General features: G+C 76.8%; 5 protein-coding genes. All 5 read left to right on the top strand.

Going from position 1 to position 21976, the window contains the following annotated elements; genetic code table 11:
- The first annotated feature begins 39 nt into the window (after positions 1–39).
- Positions 40–4539, top strand: coding sequence for a condensation domain-containing protein (locus D7318_RS09205; RefSeq protein ID WP_120696373.1), 4500 nt, complete (start codon positions 40–42; stop codon positions 4537–4539).
- A 71-nt stretch (positions 4540–4610) separates the two neighbouring features.
- Complete coding sequence (locus tag D7318_RS09200) at positions 4611–5537, top strand: 3-hydroxyacyl-CoA dehydrogenase family protein (RefSeq protein WP_268987335.1); 927 nt, start codon at positions 4611–4613, stop codon at positions 5535–5537.
- Positions 5530–12459 carry a non-ribosomal peptide synthetase gene (locus D7318_RS09195; RefSeq protein ID WP_120696372.1) on the top strand — a complete coding sequence of 2310 codons (6930 nt, stop codon included), beginning with the start codon at positions 5530–5532 and terminating at the stop codon, positions 12457–12459. The genes D7318_RS09200 and D7318_RS09195 overlap by 8 nt, the downstream gene beginning before the upstream one ends.
- Positions 12456–21746, top strand: a complete 9291-nt coding sequence (locus D7318_RS09190) for a non-ribosomal peptide synthetase (RefSeq protein ID WP_120696371.1) — start codon at positions 12456–12458, stop codon at positions 21744–21746. The genes D7318_RS09195 and D7318_RS09190 overlap by 4 nt, the downstream gene beginning before the upstream one ends.
- Positions 21743–21952, top strand: a complete 210-nt coding sequence (locus tag D7318_RS09185) for an MbtH family protein (RefSeq protein WP_120696370.1) — start codon at positions 21743–21745, stop codon at positions 21950–21952. The genes D7318_RS09190 and D7318_RS09185 overlap by 4 nt, the downstream gene beginning before the upstream one ends.
- Positions 21953–21976 lie beyond the last annotated feature (24 nt).

The following is a 21976-nucleotide window of genomic DNA, read 5'->3' as shown; positions in this document are numbered from 1 at the left end:
CGTGCCGCCGCATGAACGCCGCATGAACGGAGTGCTCCCATGACTGGTACAGGCCAGGCCGCCGCCGTCGCGGTCATCGGCGTCGCCACGCGCTTCCCCGAGGCCCCCGACCTGGCCGCGTTCCGCGCCAACCTGCGCGCGGGCCGCGACTCCGTGCGGCCGATCCCCGCCGCACGCGTGGAGTCGACCGGGCTCGATCCCGCGGGCGTCTACCCCGAGTTGGGCTATCTGGACCGGATCGACCTCTTCGACCACGAGTTCTTCGGCCTGTCACGGCGCGAGGCCGAGGTCACCGACCCCCAGCACCGGCTCGCGCTGCACCTCACCCAGGAGGCCATGGAGAACGCGGGTCACGCGCCGTCGGCGCTGCGCGACAGCACGACCGCGGTGATCTTCAGCTCGCCGAGCAACGGCTATCTGCCGCTGGTCACCGAGCCCGGCACGTTGAGCCTGATGGGCAACATCCCGTTCGCCCTGCCCGCCCGCATCGCCCACCTCTTCGGGCTCAACGGCCCCTGCTACGGCGTGGACACCGGCTGCAACGGCTCGCTCGTCGCCGTCCACCAGGGCTGCCGCGAGCTGCGCGACGGCGACGCCGACTACGCCGTGGTCGGCGGCGTCAGCCTGCGCCATGTCATCGCCCCCGCCGCCTCGGTCGCCGACTTCCCCGGCATCGCGTCGCCCACCGCGCGCTCCCGCGCGTTCGACGAGGCCGCCGACGGCGCGGGCGGCGGCGAGGGCGGCGCGGTGCTGCTGCTGACCACCCTCGAACGGGCCCTGGACGAGGGCGCGTTCATCCACGCCGTGCTGCGCGGCAGCGCCACCGCGCACAACGGCCGCCACTCCGCCACGATCGCCACGCCGAGCGCCCGCGCCCAGGCCGACGTCATCAGGCGCGCGTGGGACCGCGCGGGCCTCGACATCGCCACCGCGGGCTATGTGGAGGCGCACGGCTCGGGCACCAGGCTCGGCGACGCCGTCGAGGTCGAGGGCCTGGCGCTGGCGCGCCCGGGGGAGCGGCGCCCGCTCGCGGTCGGCTCGGTGAAGACCAACGTGGGCCACCTCGACCACGCCGCGGGCATCGCGGGCCTGGTCAAGACGATCCTCAGCGTGCGGCACGGCGAGCTGTACCCGACGCTGCACTTCAGGCGGCCCGCCGCCGAGGTGGACCTGGAAGGGGCGCGCCTCGACGTGGTCGCCGCGCTGCGGCCCTGGCGGCCCGATGGCGTACGGCGGGCCGGGGTCAGCTCGTTCAGCCTCGGCGGCGTCAACGCGCACGTGGTCGTCGAGGAGCCGCCGCCCGCGCCCGTCGCGCCGCCCGACGGGCGGCCCCTCGCGGTCGGCGTCTCGGCCCGCGGCGAGGCGGAGCTGGTGGCGCTCTGCGAGCGCCTGTCGGTCGAACTCCGCGACGGAGGACCGGCGTTGGCCGATGTGGCCTGGACGCTCAACGCGGGCCGCGACCACCACACCCACCGCGTGGGCGTGGTGGCCAGCCGGACCAGGGACCTCGCCGTCGGCCTCGCCGCCGCGGTCACCTGGCGGCGCCTCGACGGGGCGCGGCCCGGGCCCGCGGGGCCCGCGCCGCGCGTGGTGTTCCTGCTCTCGGGGGACGCCCAACCCCCCGCGGGCGTCGGCGAGTCGGCGCCGCTGCCCGCCGCGCTCCCGGTGCCGGAGGCCCACGCGGGCGCGGTGCGCGGGCAGTTGGCCGCGCACGCCGCGCTCGGGCGCGCCGGGATCGCGGCGGACGGGCTGATCAGCTCGGGCCTCTCCCGCTACGCGGTCCGCCACCTGAACGGCGCGCTGACCGCCGATGACACCGCGGAGCTCGCCGCCGCTTCGGGGCCTGGCGCGCCGCTGAGGCCCGAGCGGCTGCGCGCCGCCGCGGACGAGCAACTGGCCGCCGGGCCCGTGGTGTTCGTGGAGCTCGGCGCCCGTGGCGAGCTGAGCGACCTGCTCGCCGACCACGTGGCGGGCCGCGCGGGCGCCACGGTGCTCACCGCGGCGCCCGGCACCGACGGCGTGCTCGGGGTGCTGGCGCGGCTGTACGAGCTGGGGCTCGACCCCGACTGGGAGGCGCTGACCCCGGCGGCGCGGCGCGTTCCGCTGCCGGGGCACCCGTTCAGCGGCGTGCGCTGCTGGGCCCGCCCCGACGGCGAGATCCTGACCGCGCCGCCCGCTCTCCCGCCTGCCGCAACGCCCGCCGCGCCGCCGCCCGTTGAGCAGGCCCCCGTTCAACCCGCCGTCGCCGAGCCGGAGTCGGCCCCCGAGCAGGAGCCCGAGGCCCAGCCCCAGCCCCGGCCCGGGCCGGTCGGCGACGACGTGCTGCCCTGGCTGCGGCGGTCCCTCGCCGAGCTGCTCTACGCCGACGATGTCGCGCCCGACGACGACTACTTCGCCATCAACGGCAACTCGATCATCGCCCTGCTGCTCCTCGAGCGGGTCGAGCAGCGGTACGGCGTCAGCCTGCGGATGGTCGACGTCTACGACCACTCCGTCGTGGCCGACCTGGCCGCCGCCATCTCGGCCAAGCTGCCCGCGACCGCGGCGACCGGCGCCCCCGAGGCCGCCGAGGCTCCCGCGCGGGCCCCCGCGGCGACCGGCGACGCCGCCCTGCCGCCCATCCGCCGCGGCGGCGAGCCCGTGCTCTCCTACGGCCAGGAACGCATGTGGTTCCACCACCAGATGGACCCCGCGACCACCCTCTACAACCTCCCGGGCGCCGCCCGCCACCACGGCCCGATCGACCCCGAGGCGATGCGCCTCGCCTGGGAGGACCTGGCCGAGCGCCACGAGGCGCTGCGGTCGAACTTCGTGGCGGTGGACGGCCGGGCCACCCTGGTCATCCGGCCAGGGCTCGGCGACTTCTTCCGCTACGAGGACCTGACCGGGCAGCCCGACGCCGAGCACACGGCGCGCGCGATCATCCGCGTGGAGTCCGAACGCGTCCTGCACGTCGAACGCGACCCGCTCGTCCGCGTCACCCTGATCCGCCTCGCCCCCGACGACCACCTCTTCTGCTGGCTGACCCACCACGCGGTGAACGACGGCTGGGCGCCGCAGATCCTCATGGGCGAGCTGATGCGGTTCTACGCGGCGCGCTGCGAGGGCCGCGTGCACCGGTTCGACCCGCTGCCCGTGCAGTACCGCGACTACGCCCTGTGGCAGCGGGAGTTGATGGACAACGGGCTATTGGAGGGCGAACTCCGCTACTGGAGCGAGCACTTGAACGACCCGCCCGCCCTCGAGCTGCCCACCGACCGGCCGCGCGCCGCCCGCATGGACTTCGCGGGCGCCGCCCACGGCCTGACCATCCCGCCCGAACTGGTCACGCGGCTGCGGGCGTTGGGCGCGCGCGAGTCGGCCACCCTCTTCATGGTGCTGCTCACCGGGCTCAACGCGCTGCTCTCCCGCTGGTCGGGCCAGGACGACATCGTGATCGGCACCCCCACCATCGGCCGCACCCGGCCCGAACTGTGGGGCCTGCTCGGCTTCTTCAACAACACGATCGCGCTGCGCTCCGACCTCTCGGGCGACCCGACGTTCGCCCAGGTCCTGCGGCGTGTGCGCACCACCGTCATCGAGGGCCTGGAGAACCAGGAGATCCCCTTCGACGCGGTCGTGCGCGAGGTCGCCCCGCGCCGCGACCCCGGCAGGAACCCGATCTTCGACGTCATGTACGTGCACCAGACGCTGCCGCCGCACTTCGTGTTCGGCGAGAGCCTGTTCGGCCCGGCCGTGGACGAGGAGGGCGGGCCGCTCTTCCCCGGACTCCCGCCCGGCACCGCCAAGTTCGACATCTCGGTGGTGGTCGGGGAGCGCGCGGGCGCCGACGACCTGGACGTCGTGGTCGAGTACAGCACGCAGCTGTTCGAGCGGGACACGATCGCGGCCATGATGGACTCGCTGCTCGACCTGCTGTGGGCGGCCACGGGCGAGACGGACCCGCCGCTCTCCGCGCTGCCGGGGCGGCCCACCGCGCGGCACCCGGGCGCGGACGCGCGCTGGCGTGAACTCCTCGGCGGTATCGGGCCGTTCGCGCTGCCGACCGACCGGCCTCGCCCCCAGGGCGGCGGCGAGGGCGCGGTGGGGCGCCACGCGGTCCCGTTCCCCGCGGATCTCGCCGCGGCGCTCGGCCGCGACGGGCTGCTCGCCGCGCTCGCCACCCTGCTGACCGACCGCGCCGAGGCCGACGCGCTGCTGCTCGGCCTCGTCGGGGACCCCGGCGGGCCGCTGCCGCTGGTGATCGACGTCGCCGACGAGCCGTCGCTCACCGCGCTGAGCGAGCGGATCGCCCGGCTGCGCGCCGACGCGAGGGCGGCGCGACTCCCGGGCGGGCCACCGGCGTTCGACATCACCGTGGACCACGGCGGCGGCGCGGTGAGGGGCGGGGGCCCGCCGCCCGAGCTGCACTGGAGCGTCGCCGATGGCGAGCTCGCCGTCGAGTACAGGACCGAGCTGTTCGACGAGGCGACCGCGGTGGCCCTGGCCGACGACCTGATCGCCCTGGCACACGCCGCCGTCACCTCGTTCACCGACTGACACGTTCACCGACTGACCCTGGGGATCAGTCGACCGACCGTCACCGCACCGACCGGGAGGGAGGCCCACGCGTGGCCGAGAGCAAGGACAGTGAGCCGCTTGACACGACAGGGCTGCCGGTCGGCGTCGTCGGCGCCGGGACCATGGGGACCGGCGTGGCCCAGTGCTTCGCCGCGGCGGGGCACCCCGTGGTCGTGGTCGACCCCGACCCCGCGGCGCGCGCGGCCGGGCCCGAGCGCCTGCGCGCCGGGGTGCGCGCCGCCCGCCTGCTGCGCCGGAGCGCCGTGGGCCCGGTCGAGGAGCGGGTGACCTGGGCGGAGAAGCCGTCCGCGCTCTCCGGGGTCGGCTTCGTGGTGGAGTGCGGCCCCGAGCGGCTGCCGGTCAAGGAGGAGGTGCTGCGCGAGCTGGACCGGGTGTGCCCGCCCGAGGCGGCGTTCGCCTCGTGCACGTCGGCCATCCCGATCGCCCGCCTCGGCTCGTTCACCGCGCGGCCCTCGCGCGTCATCGGCACCCACTTCATGAACCCCGCGCCCCTCAAGGACACCGTCGAGGTCATCAGGTCACCGCACACGTCCGACGGCACCCTGGCGCTGACGGTCGGCCTCCTCGCCGGTCTCGGCAAGAAGGCGATCGTGGTCGGCGACGGCCCCGGCTTCGTCAGCAACCGCGTCCTGATGCTGACGGTCAACGAGGCCGCCGCCGTCGTGGCCGCGGGCACCGCCGACGCGGACACCGTCGACCGCGTCTTCCAGGACTGCTTCGGGCACCCCACGGGCCCGCTGCGGACGGCCGACCTCATCGGCCTCGACACCGTCATCGACACGCTCGTGGTGCTGCGCGAGCACACCGGCGACGAGCGCTTCACGCCGACGCCGCTGCTGGCGCGGCTGGTCGCCGACGGCAGCCTCGGCCGCAAGACGGGCCGAGGCTTCCACCCCTACCCGAGCCCCCGAGCCGCCGACCGGTCCCGGTCCGAAGGAGCTGGCAGCCATGTCTGAGCACCCCGTCGCCGAGGTCGTGGACATCCACGGGCCGGTGGATGTGACCGTGTTGCAGGACGCGATCCGCCGGGTCGTCGACGAGGCGGCGGCCGTGCGGCTGCGCGCCACAGGAGAGGCGACAGGGGCGCCCGCGTTCACCGAGGGCGGCGGGCTGCCGCTCACCCTGGTGGACCTCGAGGGCGAGGCCGACCCCGCCGCGGCGGCCGAGGCCTGGACCCGGGCCGAACTCGCCTCGGACGAACGGCACACGCGGTCCGCGCAGGCGCTCCTGCGGCTCGGCCCCGACCACCACAGGTGGTTCCACCGGCACCCGCGCGCCGCGCTCGACGCGTTCGGCGCCGCCCTGGTCAGCCGCCGCGCCGCCGAGGTCTACACGGCGCTGATCGAGGGCGCGTCGGCCGAGGACGGCGCCCTCGAGCCGCTGGAACGGTTCACCGCCGCCCTCGACGCGTACCCGGCCTCGCCCGAGCGCGAGGCGGACGCGGCGTACTGGCGCGAGCGCTTCGCCGACCGCCCCGAGCCGCTCGCGCTCCCGGCCCCCGACGGCGCCCCCGACGGCGCGGCCGACGGCGTGACAGGGACAACGGTCTCCGCGCCCGTCGCGCTCGACGCCGCCGACGCCGACCGGGTGCGCGCCTCGGCCCGTTACTGCGGCGCCCACCCGCGCGCCGTCCTGCTCGCCGCCGTCGCCGCCTATCTGCACCGGATGACCGGCGCCCGCGACGTGGTACTCGGCCTGCCGGTGGACGGCCGCCCCTGGCGGGGCGCGCAGCGCACCCCGGCCGCCGCCGAGGACGTCGCCGCGCTGCGCCTCGACGTCGGCCAGGGAACGCCGTTCGCCGCGCTCGTGCGGCAGGTCGGCGTCGAGGCGCGCAGGGCCCGGCGGCACCAGCGGTTCCGGCACGCCGAGGTGTGCCGCGAGCTCGGCCTCACCGGGCCCGACGCCCGCCTCTACGGCACCGTCGCGGATGTGCGCGAGCCCGTGTCGCCGCTGCGGTTCGGCGCGTGCCAGGCCGTCGCCCGCCGCGTGGGCGCGGAAGCGGCCGCCGACGCCCCCGACGCCGCCGATGTCGTGCGGATCGTGATCGAGGAGGACCAGGGCGGCACGCGCGTCCTGGTCGCCGGGCCCGCCGCACGGTACCCGCGCGCGGCCCTCGACGCGCACGCCCGGCGTTTCCGCACCCTGCTGGCCGCCGCTGTCGCCGCCCCTGGGCGCACGGTGGGCGCGTTGGACCTGCTGAGCGCCGGGGAGTCGGCCGCCGTCCGCGCCTGGGGCGGGCCCGCGCCGCGGCGTTCGGCCCCCGGCACGCTGACCGCCGTCCTCGACGCCGCCGCGCGGCGGACCCCCGACGCGATCGCCGTGCGGGACCGCGCGGGGCGCCTGACCTACCGCGAGCTGCACGAGCGCGCCAACCGCCTGGCCCGGCTGCTGATCAGCCGCGGCGCGGGGCCCGAGCGCGTGGTCGGGCTGCTGCTGCCGCGCTCGGCCGACGCGCTCGTGGCGATGCTGGCCGTCCTCAAGTCCGGTGCGGCGTACCTGCCGTTGGACCCGGCCTACCCGGCCGAGCGGCTGCGCTTCATGATCGGCGACGCCCGGCCCTCGTGCCTGGTCACCGACGCGGCGGGCGCGGCCCGCGACCTGGGCGACGCGCGCGGCGCCGTCGTCGTCCTCGACGACGCGCCCGTCGCCGCCGAGCTCGCGGCGACCGCCGCGCACGACGTCGCCGACGCCGAGCGCCACGCCCCGCTGCTGCCAGGGCACCCCGCCTATGTCATCTTCACGTCGGGTTCGACGGGCACGCCCAAGGGCGTCGTCGTCCCGCACCGCAACGTTCCGCCGCTGCTCGAGTGGGCCGAGGCCGAGCTGGGCGCGGCGGCGCTCGCGCACAGCCTCGCGGCCACGTCGTTCAGCTTCGACGTCTCGGTGGCCGAAGTGTTCGCACCGCTGGCCAACGGGGGCACGGTCGAGGTCGTCGGCAACCTCCTGTCGCTGCTCGACGACGAGCCGCCGCGCTGGTCGGGCGGCCTGGTGTGCGCGATCCCCTCGGTGCTCGGCAAGCTGCTCGAACGCACCGACCTCGACCTGTCGGCGCGGACGCTGGCCATGGCGGGGGAGGCGCTGCCCGCCTCGCTCGTCGCCCGGGTGACCACGACGATGCCGGGCACGCGGCTGCTCAACGTCTACGGACCGACCGAGGCCACCGTCTACGCCACCGCGTGGCGGGCCTGTGAGGAGGGCACGGAGGGGGCGCCGCCCATCGGGCGCCCGCTCGACCATGTCGCGGTCCGCGTGCTCGACGGCGCGCTCAGACCCGTGGAGCCGGGGCGGCCAGGGGAGCTGTACCTGGCCGGGGAGGGGATCGCCCGCGGCTATCTGGGGCGGCCAGGGCTGACCGCCGAGCGCTTCCCCGCCGACCCGTTCGGGCCTCCGGGGTCGCGCATGTACCGGACAGGCGACCTGGTCCGCTGGCGCGCGGACGGCCAACTCGACTTCCTGGGCCGGGTGGACGCCCAGGTCAAGATCAACGGCTTCCGCGTCGAGCTGGGCGAGATCGAGACCGCGCTCGCCCGGCACCCCGCGGTCGCCGAGGCGATGGCGGGTGTCCGGGGCGACCACGCGGGGGACGCGCGGCTGATCGCCTGGGCGGTCACCGCGGACGGCGCGGCGCCGCCCGAGCAGGGCGCGCTGCGGGCCTGGCTCGCCGAACGCCTCCCCGCCCATCTGGTCCCCGCCGAGATCCGCCCGACGGCCGCGCTGCCCCGCACCCCGAGCGGCAAGCTGGCCCGCGACACCGACCCCGCCGCCCTCGAAGCCCCGGCGTCCCCGGCGCCGACTCCCGTGCCCGCGGCGGCCGTTGAACGTTCGACCCCCGTCGTCGAACGGCCCGCGCCCGTCGTCGAACGGCCCGCGCCTGTCGTCCAGGAGCGGCAACAGGCCGCCGAGGAGCCCCAGGCGCGCGAGGACGTGGTCGCCGCCGCGTTCGCCGAGGTCCTGCGCGCCGCCGACGTGCCGCGCGACCAGAGCTTCTTCGACCTCGGCGGCGACAGCATCATGTCCATCCAACTGGTCAGCCGCCTGCGGCAGTCGGGCCTCGTCCTCACCCCGCAGGACGTCTTCGAGCACAAGACGGTCCAGGCGCTCGCCCAGGCGGCCAGGGAGACCACCCAGCGGACCACGGGCACCGACGTCGCCGCCGTCGGCGACGTGCCGCTCACCCCGATCGTGCACTGGCTGCGCGACCAGGGCGGGCCCATCGACGGCTTCCACCAGGCCGTGCTGCTGCGCGTGCCCGGCGGCCTGCGCCTGGAGTGGCTGACCGCCGCCGCGCAGGCGTTGATCGACCACCACGACGCGTTCAGGCTGCGCCTCGACCGCTCGCCGACCGGCTGGTCGCTCGACGTCAGGCCCACGGGCGCGGTGTCCGCCGCCTCGTGTGTGCGCCGGGTGCCGACCGAGGGCGCCACGGGCGACGACCTGGGGCGCGTGCTGGCCCGTGAGGTCAACCGCGCCAAGGAGGAGCTGGATGTGCGCGCGGGCCGGATGGTGCGCGTCGTGTGGTTCGACGCGGGGCCCTCGGAGCCGGGGCGGCTGCTGTTCATGGCCAACCACCTGGCCTGCGACGGCGTTTCGTGGCGCATCGTCGTGCCCGACCTGGTGGGCGCCTACCAGGACGCCGCCGAGGGGCGCCGCCCGCGCCTGCGCCCGGTCGAGACGTCGCTGCGCCACTGGAGCCGCGCCCTGAACGAGCAGGCGCGCTCCCCCGAGCGCCTCGCCGAACTCCCCCTGTGGGAGCGGATGTTGGCCGTGCCGGGGCCCCGCCTGGCCAAGCGCCCCCTCGACACCGCGCGCGACACCACGGGCCGGTCACGGTCGCGCACCGTGGTCTACGGCGCGGAACGGGCGCGGCACCTCTTCACCACCATCCCCGCCACGTTCCACTGCGAGATCAACGATGTGCTGCTGACCGCGCTCGCCCTCGCCGTCCAGCGCTGCCTCGGCACCTCGGACGACGTGGTGATCGACGTCGAGGGCCACGGCCGCGAGCCGGTCGTGCCAGGCGCCGATCTGTCGCGCACCGTCGGCTGGTTCACCAGCATGTACCCGGTCCGCCTCGCCCCCGGCGCCCCGCTCGCCGCCGACGCGCCGCCGAAGGGCGTCGAGCTCGGCCGCGCCCTGCGGCGGGTGAAGGAGCAGCTGCGCGAGATCCCCGACAAGGGCATCGGCTTCGGCATGCTCCGCCACCTCAACCCCGAGACCGGGCCCGCGCTGGCCGCCGCCGAGCCGCGGCACATCGGGTTCAACTACTTCGGCCGCTTCCTGCTGCCCGCCGACCACGGCGACGAGGACTGGTCGCCCGCGCCCGAGACCGGGATGACGGCGGGCGCCGACGCGGACATGCCGCTCGACCACCCGCTGTCGATCAACGCCCTGACCGAGGACGGCGCGGACGGCACCGGGCTGCGCATCGGGTTCTCCTGGGCGGCGGGGGCCGTCGACGACCCGCTGGTCGACCGGCTGATCGAGGCGTGGTTCGAGACGCTCGACGCGCTGGCCGCGCACGCCGTCGAGCCGGGGGCCGGGGGCCGCACGCCGTCCGACTTCCCGCTGGTCGGCCTCGACCAGGGGCACATCGAGTGGCTGGAGCGCGAACACCCGGGCCTGGACGAGATCCTGCCGGTCTCCTCGCTCCAGCAGGGCATGCTCTACCACCTGCTGCTCGGCGCGTTGAACGCCTCGGAGGACGGCGACCCGGGCGACGCGCCGCACTCGCTCTACACCGTGCAGTTCTGGCTGGAGCTCGACGGCGATCTCGACGCCGACGCGATGCGCGCCGCGGGACGCGCCCTGCTGGACCGGCACCGCAACCTCGGCGCCGCGTTCGTCCACACCGGGCTGCCCCAGCCGGTGCAGATCCTGCGGCCCGGCGTCGAGGCGCCGCTCGACGAGGTGGACCTGAGCGGGCTGCCGGAGGACCAGCGGGAGAGCGAGGCCGAACGCATCGTGGCGGGGGAGCGCGCCCGGCCCTACGACCCCGTGCGACCCCCGTTGCTGCGGCTGCTGCTGATCCGCCTCGGCGACGGGCGGTGCCGCCTGGTGCTCTCGACGCATCACATCCTGCTCGACGGCTGGTCGTTGCCGATCGTTCTCCAGGAGCTTTTCGCCCACTACGGCGCGATCGTGACCGGAACGCCGCACGGGCTGCCCGCGGGCACGCCGTTCCGCGAGTATCTGGGCTGGCTGTCCCGGGTGGACGAGCGGGCCGCCGAGTCGGCCTGGCGCACCGCGCTCGCCGGGGTGACCAGCACGCGGCTCGGCGACCCCGAGCCGGGCGAGCCGTTGCAGTCGCAGCACCTGCGGTTCGGCCTCGGCGAGGAGGTGACAAGGCCGCTCGTGGACACCGCGCGGCGGCACGGCGTGACCGTGGCGACCGTGCTCCAGGCGTGCTGGTCGATCGTGCTCGCCGAGGAGACGGGCCAGCGTGACGTCGTGTTCGGCACCGTCGTCTCGGGGCGCCCCGCCGAGCTGCCCGCCGTGGAGCGGATGGTGGGCCTCTTCATCAACACCGTGCCGACCCGGGTGCGGCTCGACCCCGACGAGTCGCTGAGTGACCTCTTCGTGAGGTTGCAGGCGGAGCAGGCCGCGCTCATGCCCTACCAGCACATCAGCCTCACCGACATCCGGCGCATCACGGACAGCGGCGACACGTTCGACACGATGATGTCGTTCGCCAACTACCCGTTCGAGGCACGGACGTTCGAGGAGCCCGTGCCGGGGCTCCGGGTGACCAGGGCGTTCGGCGACGACCGGCAGCACTACCCGCTCGGCCTCGTCCTCAGCCACCGCGGCGACGTCCTGCACCTCCAGGTCGAATACCGGCCGCACCTGGTCACGGCCGAGCGCGCGGGCGACCTCGCCGAGCGGTTCCTTGCGCTGCTGACGCGCACCGCGCAGGAGGCGCACCGCCCGCTCGCCGCTGTGCGCTCCACCGACGCGCCCGCCGAGACGGACGCCGCGGAGGCCGTGGCCGAACGCGGCGCCGAGCCCCAGGCGCCCGCCCTCGGCGGCGGCACCGGGGTGCTGCTGCCGCTGCGTGACGAGGGCGCGCGCCCGCCGCTGTTCTGTGTGCACCCGGCGGCCGGGATCGCGTGGTCCTACGCGGGTCTCACCGGGCCGCTCGGCGCCGACCAGCCGGTGTACGGGCTCCAGGCGCGCGGCCTCGACGGCTCGCGCGTGCTGCCGGGGTCGATCGCCGAGATGGCCGCCGACTATGTCGCCCGACTGCGCACCGTGCGGCCCACCGGCCCCTACCACCTGCTCGGCTGGTCGTTCGGCGGCCTCGTGGCGCACGAGATGGCCGTGCAGCTCCAGCGCGCGGGCGAACGGGTCGGCCTGCTCGCCGTGTTGGACGCGGTGCCGTCGCCGCGCCCTTCCGGTGGTGGCACTGCGGACCACGGGGGCGGGAACGGCGCCGAGCGGCCCGCGGTCGTCTTCGGGCCCGACCATGTGATGCGCACGGTCCTCGACTTCTTCGGCTACGACCCGGCCCTGTGGGCGGACGAGGAGCTGACCTACCCCCGCTTCCTCGAGATCGCCCGCGAACACACGGGCCTGCTGGCCACGTTCGACGAGGAGATGATCCAGACCATCTGCCGCGTCTACACCAACAACGCCGTCATCGCCCGCGACCACGTCCCCTCCCGCTACAGCGGCGACCTGCTGGTCTTCACCGCCCTCGAGACCTCGCCCGAGGTGGCCGCCGAGCAGTGGGGCCCCTATGTCGACGGCGGCAAGCCGGATGTGCGCGCGGTGGACAGCAGGCACGCCGAGATGGGCAGGCCGGGGCCGCTCGCCGAGATCGGCGAGCTGCTCGCCCCCGCGCTGCGCGCCCATGACACGGTGCCGGGCGTCCCCCGGTGACCGGGCCGCTGCCGCTGACGACGGCGCAGCGCGGCATCTGGGTGGGCTCAAGGCTCGCCGCGCCGGGGCGTTACCACGTGGGCGTGGCCCTCGACATCCGAGGGCCGCTCGACGCGGGGCTCTTCGAGGCGGCGTTCGCCGCCGCGGTCGCCGAGACCGGGCCGCTGCGGGCCAGGTTCGCGCTGGACCCGGTGGCGGGCTCCGCGGCGGGCTCGGTGGTGGGCTCCGCGGGGGAGGGCGAAGGCGAGCCGCGGCAGTGGGACGGGCCGCTGCCGCCGTGGCGCCTCGACGTGGTGGACCTGCGCGGCGAGCCGTTCCCCGCCGCGGCCGCGATGGCGTGGTCGCGCGCCGACGTGGCGCGCCCGTTCGACCTGGCCGCGGGGCCGCCGTTCCGCACCGCCCTGCTGCGGCTCGCCGACGCGCGGTACGTGTGGCACCTGGCCTGTCACCACCTGGTGCTCGACGGCGTCGGCAGCGCGCTGCTGACCCGCCGCGTCGCCAGGCTCTACGCCGCGCTCGAACGGGGCGAGCGGCCGACGCCGTCACCCCACCCGCCGGACGCGCTGCTGGCCGCCGAGCGCGCGTACCGCTCGTCGCCCGCCCTCGCCGATGACCGCGCGTTCTGGCACGCCAGGGTCGAGGGGCTCACGCCGTCGGCGGCTTCCGCCGGGGGCGGGCTCGCCGCGCGCGGCACCGCGCGCCTCCCCGCGGCTGGCCTTGCCGCGCTGCGGGCGACCGCGCGCCGCCTCGGCGCCCACTGGCCCGACGCGGTCACGGCCGCGGGGGCGCTGCTCGCGCACGCGCGCGCGGGCGGCGGCTCCGAGGTGGTGCTCGGGCTCCCGGTCGCGGGCCGCGACCGCGCGGCGGCCCGGCTGGCCGCGGGAACCGCGTCCAACGTCCTGCCGCTACGGCTGCCCCTCCACCCAGGGCGGGCGGCAGGGGAGCTGGTGCGGGCGGCGCGCGACGAGCTGGCGGCCGTCCTGCCGCACGGCAGGTACCGGCACGAGGACCTGCTGCGCGACCTCGGACTGACGGGCGGCGGGCGGGAGTTGTACGACGTCGCGGTCAATGTCCTGCCGTTCGGCTACGGCCGCGACTTCGCCGGGCGGCCCATGGCGATGCGCAACGTCGCCATCGGCCCGGTGCGCGAGCTGTCCCTCACCGTCTACCCGGACGAGGGGCACGGCGGCCTGCGCGTCGACGTGGACGCCGATCCGGCGCGTCACGACGCCCGCGCGGCGGCGGCCGAGGCGCGCCGCTGCGTCAGGCTGCTCGCCGCCCTCGCCGGGGACCCCGACAGGGCCGCGGGCCGCCTGCCGCACCTGTCGCGCGGCGAGCGCCGCGCCCTGGTGGCCCGCCCAACGGCCCCTGCGGAGACCGGACTCACCCTGCCCGGCCTCTTCGAACGCGCCGCCGCGCGCTTCCCCGACGCCCCGGCCGTCACGTTCGGCGGAACGGTCCTGCGCTACCGCGACCTCAACGCCCGCGCCAACCGCCTGGCCCGCGCCCTGGTCAGGCGCGGCGCGGCGCCCGAGCGCGCCGTCGCCGTTCAGCTGCCGCGCTCCGCCGACCTGGTGACCGCGCTGCTCGCCGTCGCCAAGTCGGGCGCGGCGGCCGTGCCGATCGACCCCGACTGGCCCGCCGAACGCGTCCGGCTGATCCTGGACGGCACCCGCCCGGTCTCGGTGCTCACGCCCGATGAGCTGGCCGCCGCGCTGGCCGAGCCCAACGCCGAGCCCGACGCCGCCCCCGACGCCGCCCCCGATCCCATGGCCGACCTCACCGACGCGGACCGGCGCGCCCCGCTCACGCCCGCGCACGCCGCCTATGTCATCCACACCTCGGGGTCCACGGGCCGCCCCAAGGGCGTGGTGGTCCCGCACCGCGGCCCGGTGGCGCTGCTGACCGAAGGGGCGCGGGAGTTCGGCTTCGGGCCCGGCGACGTGTGGACGCTCTTCCACTCGTGCGCCTTCGACTTCTCCGTGTGGGAGCTGTGGGGCGCGCTGACGCACGGGTGCCGTCTCGTGGTCGTCCCGCGCGATGTGGCCCGTTCGCCCCTGGCGTTCCTCGACCTGCTGGCCGCCGAGCGGGTCACGGTGCTCAACCAGACGCCCTCCGCGTTCGCCGCGCTCGACGCCGCCGACGCGGAAGACTCCGGGCGTGGGCGGCAACTGGCCCTGCGCTGGCTGCTGTTCGGCGGGGAAAAGCTCACGCCATCGGCCCTGCGCGGCTGGCACGCGCGGCACGGCGACCGCGCCCCCGCGGCCGTCAACCTGTACGGCATCACCGAGACCACCGTGCACACCACGCGCCTTGACCTCACCCCGGGCGACGCCGAAGGCCCCGGCGACGCCGAAGGCCCCCGCGACGCCGCACGCCCCGGCAGCCCGATCGGCACCGCGCTCCCCGGCGCCCGGGTGCATGTGCTCGACGCCCTGCTGCGCCCGGTGCCGCCAGGCGTCACGGGCGAGCTGTATGTCGGCGGCGAGGGCGTCGCCCGCGGCTACCTCGGCCAACCCGCCCTGACCGCGGGGAGGTTCGTGGCCGACCCCTTCGGCCCGCCGGGCTCGCGCCTCTACCGCTCGGGCGACCTGGCCCGCTGGGTGCCCCGGTGGACGCCGGACGGCGGGCTCGTCCACGGCCTCGCGTACCTGGGCCGCGTGGACGACCAGCTCAGCGTCCGCGGCCACCGCGTCGAGCCGGGCGAGATCGAGGCCGCGCTGCTCGCCGCCCCCGGCGTGGCCGCCGCCGCGGTCACCGCCGCGCCCGACCCGGCGGGCGGCGAGCCGCGGCTCGTCGGCCATGTCGTGCCCGACGGCACCAGCCCGGCCGATGACCTGCCCCAACGCCTGCGCGCCCGGCTGCGCGAGCGGCTGCCCGCGCACCTCGTCCCCGCCCTTCTGGTGACGCTGGACGCCCTGCCGCTCACCCCCAACGGCAAGCTCGACCGCGCCGCCCTCCCCGCGCCCGAGCGGGCGCCCGCCCCGGCGTTCACCACCGCGTTCACCACCCCGCTCGAACGCCAGCTCGCCGCCCTCTGTGCCGACCTCCTGGGCACCGGGCGCGTCGGCCCCGACGACAGCTTCTTCGACCTCGGCGGCGACAGCCTGCGCGCCGCCCGCCTGGCCGCCAGGGTGCGCGCCGCGGGCCACGCCGACCTCGACGTCCGCGACGTCTTCGAGCACCCCACGGTCGCCGCGCTCGCCGCCCACCTCGCCGCGCGCGCCCCCGCCCCCGGCGCCCCCGAACGGCCAAGCGCGCGCCCCGCGTCGCTGCCCCTGTCGTTCGGCCAGCGCCGCCTGTGGTTCCTGCACCGCCACGCCGGGGCCGACCGCGCCTACAACGTGCCGCTGACCGTGCGCCTCGACGGCGCCCCCGACCCGGCCGTCCTCGCCGCCGCCCTCGGCGACCTGACCGACCGCCACGAGGTCCTGCGCACCGTGATCCACGAGGAGGAAGGACACCCCCACCAGCGGATCCTCCCCCCGGCGGAGGGCCGCCCCGCCCTGGCCGAAACGGCCGTCGCCGCCGCCGAGTTGCCCGCCGCGCTGGCCGCCGCCGCCCGCCACGCCTTCCGGCTCGACCGCGAACCCCCGTTGCGCGCCGAGCTGTTCACCACCGAGACCGGCGAACGCACCCTGCTGCTCCTGCTGCACCACATCGCGTGCGACCACGCCTCGCTCGCCCCGCTCGCCGCCGATCTCGGCGCCGCCTACGCCGCCAGGCTGCGCGGCACCCCGTGGGATCTCCCCCAACTTCCATCGCAGTACGCCGACTTCGCGCTCGACCAGCGCGCGACCTTCGGGACCGAGGACGCCCGCACCCCGCACACCGAACGCCGCCTCGCCCACTGGACCCTGGCCCTCGAAGGGCTGCCCGACCGCATCGCGCTGCCCTTCGACCACGCCGCTCCGCCGACCGACGAGGGCGCCACCGTCACGTTCACCCTCCCCGCGGGGCCGCACCGGCGCCTGGCCGAGCTGGCCGCCGCCGAGCACGCCAGCCTGTTCATGGCCGTCCACACCGCGCTCGCCGCGCTGCTCACCCGCCTCGGCGCGGGCACCGACATCCCCGTCGCCACGGCCGTGTCCGACCGCCCAGAGCCCCGACTCGACGCGCTGGTCGGCTTCTTCGTCAACACCCTGGTGCTGCGCGCCGACACCTCGGGCGACCCGACGCTGCGCGAGCTGCTCGGCCGGGTCCGCGCGGCCGACCTGGCGGCGTTCGCCCACCAGGACGTGCCGTTCGAGCTGGTCGTCGAGGCGGTGCGGCCGCACAGGCCCGAGACCGGCTCGCCGCTCTTCCAGGTGATGCTCGTCGTCACCCCGCCCCCGCCCGACCGCCTCGAACTGCCCGGGCTGCGCGCCGAGATCGGCACCGTCGCCACCGGCACCGCCAAGTGCGACCTGGCGTTCAGCCTCCATGACCGCCGCGCCCCCGACGGCACGTTCCTCGGCCTCGACGGGCTGCTCGAATACCGCACCGGCCTCTTCGAGCCCGCCACCGCCCGGGCGCTGTGCGACCGCCTGGTCCGGCTGCTGACACTGCTCGCCGACGCCCCCGACACCCCGGTGCGCGGCGCCGACATCCTCGAACCGGCCGAGCGGGAACGCCTGTTGACCCACTGGGGCGCCACACCCCCGCGGGGCACCCGCGGGGGCGCGCGCAGCGTTCCCGAGCGCGTCGCCGAGCATGCGCGCCGGACGCCGCACGCCGTCGCGCTGCGTTCGGACGCCGAGACGCTCACCTATGCCGAGCTGGTGGCCAGGGCCGACGCGCTCGCCGCCCGCCTGGCCGCCGCTGGCGTGGGCCCCGAGACGCGGGTGGCGCTGCTCATGGAACGCGGCGTCGCCTACGCGGTGACCGCCCTCGCCGTCCTGCGGAGCGGCGGCTGCTATGTGCCGCTCGACTCCCGCGCGCCCCGCGCCCGCCAGGCCCGCGTCATCGCCGAGGCCCGGGCCGCGGTGCTGGTGGTCGGTCCGGGCATCGCCCAGGAGGCCAGGCCGCCAGGGGCCCCGCTCGTCATCGAACTCACCGACGCCGCCGCCGAGTTCACCGGCACCCCACCCCGCGTCCAGGTCCAGGCCGAACGCCTCGCCTGCGCCATCTTCACCTCGGGCTCCACCGGCGTCCCCAAGGGCGTCGCCATCACCCACGGCGACATCCTCGCCCTCGCCGACGACGCGTGCTTCGAGCCCACCACCGCCCGCCGCATGGTGATGCACTCGCCGCACTCGTTCGACGCCTCGACGTTGGAGCTGTGGGTGCCGCTCCTGGGCGGCGGCGAGGTCGTCATCGCCCCGCCCGGCGACCTCGACCTGCGCACCCTGCGCCGCCTCGTCGCCGAGACCCGCCCCACGGGCCTGTGGCTGACGGCCGGTCTCTTCCAGCTCGTCGCCGAGGAGGACCCGACCTGCCTGCGCGGCCTCGACACCGTGTGGACCGGCGGCGACGTCGTCCCGCCCCGCGCCGTCCGCGCCGTGCGACGGCACTGCCCCGGCGTCCAGGTCGTCAACGGCTACGGCCCCGCCGAGCTGACCACGGCCGCCTCATGGCACCGGGTCACCGAAGCCGACCTCGCCGAGCCCGCCGCGCGGCGCGGCATCCCGATCGGCCGCCCCCTCGACGGCGGGCGCGCCTATGTCCTCGACCCCGGGCTCCAGCCGGTGCCCGCCGGGGTGACGGGCGAGCTGTACCTGGCGGGCACCGGCGTCGCCCGCGGCTATCTGGGGCGGCCGACGCTGACGGCGGAACGGTTCGTGGCCGACCCGTTCGGGCCACCGGGCGCCCGCATGTACCGGACGGGCGACCTGGCGCGCTGGCTGCCCGACGGGACGCTGGCGTTCGGCGGCCGGGCCGACGGGCAGGTCAAGCTGCGCGGCTTCCGCATCGAGACCGACGAGGTCGCCACGGCGCTCGCCGGGCACGGCGGCGTCGGCCAGGCCGTCGTGGTGGTCCGCGAGGACAGGCCAGGCGAGAAGCGCCTCGTCGCCTACCTGGTGGCCGCCGATGGCGCGGAGGTCGACCTCGACGCGCTGCGCCGCCACGCCGCCGAGACCCTCCCCGACTACATGGTGCCCGCCGCCTGGGCCGTGCTCGACCGCGTGCCGCTCACCCGCAACGGCAAGCCCGACCGCGCCGCGCTGCCCGCCCCCGCCCCGCCCGCCCCCGGCGCCGCCCCGGAGGAGCGGGCCGATGAGCCCGCCGCGCCCACCACCGAGCGCGAGCGCGTCCTGCGCGACATCTTCGCCGAGCTGCTGCGGCTGCCCTCGATCGGCGTCCACGACGGCTTCTACGACTCCGGCGGCGACAGCATCATCGCCATCCAGCTCGTCAGCCGCGCCCACGACGCCGGGCTGCGGATCACCGTCAACGACGTCCTGCGCGCGCCCACGGTCGCCGGGCTCGCCGAGCGCGCCGAGGCCCGCGCCGCGAGGAACGCCCCCGACCCGGCAGGACCCGACGAGGGCTCAGGCCCCGTGCCGCTCACCCCGATCGTCCGCTGGTGGCTCGAACAGGGCGGCGACCGGCGTTCGTTCACCCAGCACATGGTGCTGCGCACCCCCGCGGGGCTCACCGTCGAACGGCTCACCGCGGCGCTCGGCGCGCTCGTCGAACGGCACGCCGCGCTGCGCCTGCGGCTGCGCGCCACCGCGGGGGAGTGGCGCCTCGACGCGCTACCGGCCGAGCGGGTCCCCGTGGCAGGACGCGTCACCCGCGTCGCCGCCGAAGGCCGCCCCGACGGCGACCTGCCGGGGCTGCTCGGCGACGCGCTCGACGCGGCACTCGACCGCCTCGACCCCGACGCGGGGCGCCTGGTCGCGGCGGCGTTCCTCGACCGCGGGCCCGAGCGCGACGGGCGGCTGCTGCTCGTCGTCCACCACCTCGCGATCGACGGCGTCTCCTGGCGCGTGCTGCTGCCCGAGCTGGCCGCCGCCGACCTGGCCATCGCCGAGGGCCGCGCCCCCGAGCCCGCCCCGCCGCCCGTCCCGTTCCCCGCGTGGGCGCGCACCCTGGCCGCGCAGGGCGCCGAAGGCCGCCGCCGCGGCGAACTACCGCTGTGGACCGAGGCGTTGGCCGAGCCCGACCCGCCGCTCGCCGACCCGCCCCCGCCGGGCGCCCCCGGCGCGGCGCGCGAGCTGGCCGTCACGCTGCCGCCGGGGCGGACCAGGCCGCTGCTCACCGAGGTGGGCGCGGCGTTCCACTGCGGCGTCGAGCCGGTGCTGCTCACCGGGCTCGCGCTCGCCGTCGAGGAGTGGCGCCGCCGCCGGGGGCGCCCCGCGAACGGCGGGCTGCTGCTCGACCTCGAGTCCCACGGGCGGCCCGACCTGCCCGACACCGACCTGTCGAGGACCGTGGGCTGGCTGACCGCCCTGTACCCGGTGCGGCTGCCGCCCACGGGCTGCGCGTGGACCGATGTGTGGACCGCCGCGCCCGCCCTCGGGCACGCCCTGACCCGGGTCAAGGAGCGGCTGCGGGCCGTCCCCGACCGGGGCATCGGCTACGGGATCCTGCGCCACCTCGACCCCGAGCCCGCGCCGGGGCTCCTCGGCCCCGCCGCCCCCGCGCTCGGCTTCAACTACCTGGGCCGCCTCGCCGCGGGGCCCGGCGTCGACTGGGGCATCGCCGACGAGCCCGCCGTCGCACGCCGGGGGCGCGCGCCCGAACGCCTCGGCTCCCACGCGCTCGACATCAACGCCGTCACCCTCGACGGCGAGGCGGGCCCCCGGCTCTCCGCGGTCCTCACCTGGACCGAAGGGCAGTTCACCGAGGCCGAGGTGCGGGCGCTGGCCGACCTGTGGTTCGCCGCGCTCGACTCCCTCGCGCTGCACGCCAGGACGCGGGGCGCCGGTGGCCGCAGCCCCTCCGACCTGCCGCTCGTCCGGCTCGACCAGGGCGAGATCGGCCACCTCGAACGCGCCTACCCGGGGCTCGACGACGTGCTGCCGCTCACCCCGCTCCAGGAGGGGCTGCTCTTCCACGCGCTCTACGCCCCGGCCGCGACCGACGTCTACCAGGCGCAGTTCGTGCTGCGGCTCGGCGGCCCCCTCGACCCCGCCGCCCTGCGGGCCGCCGCCACGGCCCTGCTCACCCGCCACCCCAACGTGCGGGCCGCGTTCGTCCACGAGGGGCTGCGCCACCCCGTCCAGGTCATCCCCGCGCCGCTCGCACCCGGGTGGCGCGAGCTCGACCTCACCCGGGTCGCCCCCGCGCGCCGCGAGCGGGTCTTCGACCGGCTGGCCCTGGCCGACCTGCGCCGCCGCTTCGCCGTGGACCGCCCGCCGCTGATCCGCTTCACCCTCACCCGCTGGGGCCCGGAGGAGCACCGGCTCGTGCTGACCAACCACCACCTGGTGCTCGACGGCTGGTCCGCGCCCCTGCTGATCCGCGAGCTGCTCGCGCTGCACGCCCACGGCGGCGCGGCCGACGCGCTCGAACGGGTCACCCCGTACCGCGACCACCTCGCGCTGCTCGCCACCCGCGACCGGGGCGCGGCCCGCGCGGCGTGGCGGGCCGCGCTCGCGGGCGTGGGCGAGCCGCCGCGCCTGACCGCGCCCGGCGTGGCCGTCCCGGAGCGGGGCGGCCCGACCACGCTGGGCGCGTCGCTGTCCGACACCGCGACCAAGGCGTTGCGCGGCCTGGGCGCCGAGGGCGTCACGCTCAACACCGTGGTCCAGGTGGCCTGGGGCCTGCTGCTCGCCCGCCGCTGCCGCGCGCTCGACGTGGTGTTCGGCACCACCGTCTCGGGGCGCCAGCCCGAGCTGCCCGGCATGGAGTCGATGATCGGATTGTTCATCAACACGCTGCCGGTGCGGGTGCGCCTCGACCCCGCCGAGACCGTGCGGGCCACGCTGCACCGGATACGCGACGAGCAGGCCCGGCTGCTCCCGCACTCCCACATCGGGCTGAGCGAGATCCAACGCGCCGTCGGGCGGCGGGAGTTGTTCGACACCCATGTGGTCTTCGAGAACTACCCGCTGGACCGCGTCGCCCTGGCGAGGCCCGCGTCGGGGCTGCGCCTGACCGGCGCCGAGGGCCGCGACGCGACCCACTACCCGCTCACGCTGGTGGCGTTCGCCGCCGACGAGACGCTGAGCCTGCGCCTCGACCACCTCCCTGGCGCGGTCGCGCCCGGGGAGGCCGATGCCATCGTGCGTGAGCTGACCCAGCTGCTCGAGGCCGTCGCCGCCGCCCCCGAGGCGCCGGTGACCGACCTCGTGCCCCGTGCCACCGTTGTCCCCGACAGCTCCGTTCCGATCACCACTCCCGGGAGGACCCCGCCATGACGAACCCCTTCGACGACCAGGACGGCGTCTTCCTCGTGCTGGTCAACGACGAGGGCCAGCACTCGCTCTGGCCCGAGTTCGCCGACGTCCCCGCGGGCTGGACCCGCGTCTTCGGCCCCGAGAGCCGGGCGGCCTGCCTGGCCCACATCGAGGAGGCGTGGACGGACATGCGCCCGAAGTCGCTGATCGAGGCGATGGGCGAGTAGCCGCGCACCGCGCGGCGACGACGC

Source organism: Streptomyces radicis (assembly GCF_003626575.1).
Lineage (GTDB): Bacteria > Actinomycetota > Actinomycetes > Streptomycetales > Streptomycetaceae > Streptomyces > Streptomyces radicis.
The sequence above is the reverse complement of the archived record's forward strand: the minus strand, read 5'-3'. Positions and strand labels throughout refer to the sequence as shown.